The sequence below is a fragment of the Vibrio sp. V19_P1S1T109 genome (assembly GCF_002241375.1).
GTDB lineage: Bacteria > Pseudomonadota > Gammaproteobacteria > Enterobacterales > Vibrionaceae > Vibrio > Vibrio anguillarum.
The window spans coordinates 1-2,634 of the sequence record NZ_NDIM01000101.1; the positions used below are offsets into that span (position 1 = coordinate 1).

At 42.8% G+C, this 2,634-nt stretch carries 3 protein-coding genes; 2 read left to right on the forward strand and 1 reads right to left on the reverse strand.

Features of this window, described 5'->3' with window-relative positions; translation table 11 throughout:
- The first annotated feature begins 45 nt into the window (after window positions 1-45).
- Both B9J87_RS04820 and B9J87_RS04825 read left to right on the forward strand, forming a co-directional pair.
- Window positions 46-1,569 carry a sensor domain-containing diguanylate cyclase gene (locus B9J87_RS04820; protein WP_019282141.1) on the forward strand — a complete coding sequence of 508 codons (1,524 nt, stop codon included), beginning with the start codon at window positions 46-48 and terminating at the stop codon, window positions 1,567-1,569.
- A 94-nt stretch (window positions 1,570-1,663) separates the two neighbouring features.
- The gene (locus B9J87_RS04825; RefSeq protein ID WP_013856806.1) at window positions 1,664-2,194 is read left to right on the forward strand and encodes a 3'-5' exonuclease; all 531 of its coding nucleotides are present in this window, start codon (window positions 1,664-1,666) and stop codon (window positions 2,192-2,194) included.
- Window positions 2,195-2,200: 6 nt separating this feature from the next.
- On the opposite strand, the gene B9J87_RS04830 is transcribed toward B9J87_RS04825, so the two are convergent.
- The gene (locus B9J87_RS04830) at window positions 2,201-2,632 is read right to left on the reverse strand and encodes a TerB family tellurite resistance protein (RefSeq protein WP_254918094.1); all 432 of its coding nucleotides are present in this window, start codon (window positions 2,630-2,632) and stop codon (window positions 2,201-2,203) included.
- Window positions 2,633-2,634: the final 2 nt, after the last annotated feature.

Sequence of the window (2,634 nt, forward strand, 5' to 3'; positions counted from 1 at the left end):
AATTTGAGTCCTGAGTCCTGAGTCCTGAGCCACGGAGAGGCTGTTATGTTAGAGAGCGACAAAAAGGTGATCTACCCTTTATGTATTTCAATTATTACCTTAATGATGACAGCGTCAGTCATCTCATTACTCTACATTAATCAAAAGAATCATATTGTCATGTTGTTTGATAGCCACGCTGAACATCAAGCAAGCATATTAGACACGTTGGTTGGAAATGATGTCAGTTTTATTGGTTCGGCTGCCAATTTTTTGCATGCTACCGAGGGGGGTAATGTGCAAGGATTTGACGTTTTTGCCCATGGGGTTATGTCAACATCCTACAGCCTTATCGGTTTGCAATGGTTAGCGAAAGTAACGAAAGATGATGCTGACGAATTTGTAACATTAATGAGGGATCGTTTGCCTCAATTTGAGTTATTTACAGTACCTAAAGCGGGTCAAAAGGTGATTGGATTTTCTGAAGAGAATGAACAACCCGTTTATGTTCTGAGTGATATTTATCCTCAAACCAAAAGTAACCTTGAATTGCTCGGTTTCTATTCGCTACGCCCTCGCTTTCAAAGAATTGCTGCACATATTGAGAGTACGGGGCTACCAGCTATATCCGATAAGGTCCGCCTATTGCAAGATGGCATAGAAGCACACCACAAAAAGGATGGATTATTGGTATATCATCCCGTTTTTAACTACAACAAACAGGAAATGATTGGTGTGGTAGTGGGTGTTATTCGACTCTCTACTTATTTTGATGGATTGGTGAGCCGCACGGCATCCGATCATCGATTGTATATGAAAGTAACCGATCTCGGATTTGATGCCGAAGATGATCCGATTCTATTCCAAAGCCCAGATTGGGATTCAATCAAAGGCATCGAAATAGAGAAACGCTTATCTCTGCCTAACCGTGATTGGAAAATTGATTTTAAGTTCTCAGAACCAATAGCGAGCAACATACAGTGGATTTTAGTGGCGCTCAGCGTCGGTGGTTTAATTATTTCGATCTTGTTAGGTTATGTTGTCTATTTGTTGATGAGAGAAAAACTTCATCTTAGCGAGATGCTAGAAGAACGTACTGAAGAACTGCGCTTTTTAGCGGACCACGATAGTTTGACTGGGTTGTATAACCGACGTGCATTCGGACGTTTACTGCAAGAGAACGTCTTACAGAAAAAAGCTTTTTCGTTGGTAATGTTTGATGTCGATGATTTTAAACTGATTAATGACAACCATAGTCACATTGCAGGCGATGAGATGCTAATACATATCACAACGGTTATTTCACGTCATATGGGAAATAATGATGTTTTAGCTCGGTTAGGTGGGGACGAATTTTGCATTATTTGTGAATTGTCAGAACTTCAACCTTTGCAGTGTTATTTAGAAACGTTACGAGCGGCCGTTGAATCAACCGGATATGAGTTCATGGATGAGGTGCTGTATTGCACGCTCAGTATTGGGGCGGCGATCAATCATACTTATGATCAAGAGTCTTTATTACATTTGGCAGACAGCAAGTTATACGAAAGCAAAGAAAATGGTCGCAACCGAGTTTCAATCGCCCAATAACTGTCCGAACGAAAGGGCGAGAGTCGAGTTTTTGAGAGGAGTCGAGTAAGATAGCGTTCTTTGACCACTTATATTTAAAGGATACGCCTGAACAATGAACTATAACCGAGTTGTCTGCTTCGATTTAGAAATGTGCTGCTGGAATGAAAATGGGGTTGGGACAACGGGTGAAATCATTGAAGTGGGTTTAGCTGAAATTGATGTGCAGTTGGGCACGATTGTGAAGCGCGCTCAATATTATGTCAGGCCAGAGCAAGACGAAATTTCGCTGTTTTGTAGTGAGTTAACCGGGATAACTCCGCGTAAAATTGAAAAACAGGGGCGACCACTCGCGGGTGTCATTCAATCAATGGTCAAGAACTTTGGCGGCCCAAACAAGATTTATGTTTCGTGGGGGCGTGATGACCAAATTTTAGCTAAAGAGTGTGAGCAGAAGGGGATCGTTATGCCTTTTAGCGAGTTCATCAACCTAGCAACGCTTTACCGTATTCAGCAGAGAATGAAAGAAAAACGTATTGGTCACCGCGCCGCACAAGAAGCGCAAGGCATTGAGTGGGAAGGGCGACAGCACTCCGCTTATGTTGATGCCTACAACCTTGCGAAATTGGCGTTAACGATGTTGTAATCCGCTCTATTTTTGAGCGGAAAGTTTAGCGCGGATAAATTCACTGTGGTCGACATACAATAATTCTGCCGCTTTGCGGATCACCGCCTCTTCGAGTGGGTCTATCTCACCGTCCGCGTGCGCCACTTGCCACATCGCCTTGATAAGTTCATATCGCGTATCTTGTGAGAGCTCGCGTAATTGTGAAGTGAAATCATACAATGAAGCTGACTGTTTGACGCTTTGTTCTGCCCGAATGAGCAGTTCCGTAGTTTCTGTATCATCTAACGCTAATAGTCGTTTAACTAATTGAAACTTAGCGTCATTTTCTCGTGTGTCAATTTGATGATCGGCTCCTGCCACTTCTCTAAGCAAACAAGCAATCGCTAGGTTGGGGTTAGTGTTGGAGCGCTGGCCTAAATCTTCTCCGTCCAAGAGTTGCTTGAATAGCGATGTAATGG

Excerpts from the sequence above, each read along its gene's own strand:
- B9J87_RS04820 (WP_019282141.1), top strand. The coding sequence starts at position 46 with ATGTTAGAGAGCGACAAAAAGGTGATCTACCCTTTATGTATTTCAATT.
- B9J87_RS04825 (WP_013856806.1), top strand. The coding sequence starts at position 1,664 with ATGAACTATAACCGAGTTGTCTGCTTCGATTTAGAAATGTGCTGCTGG.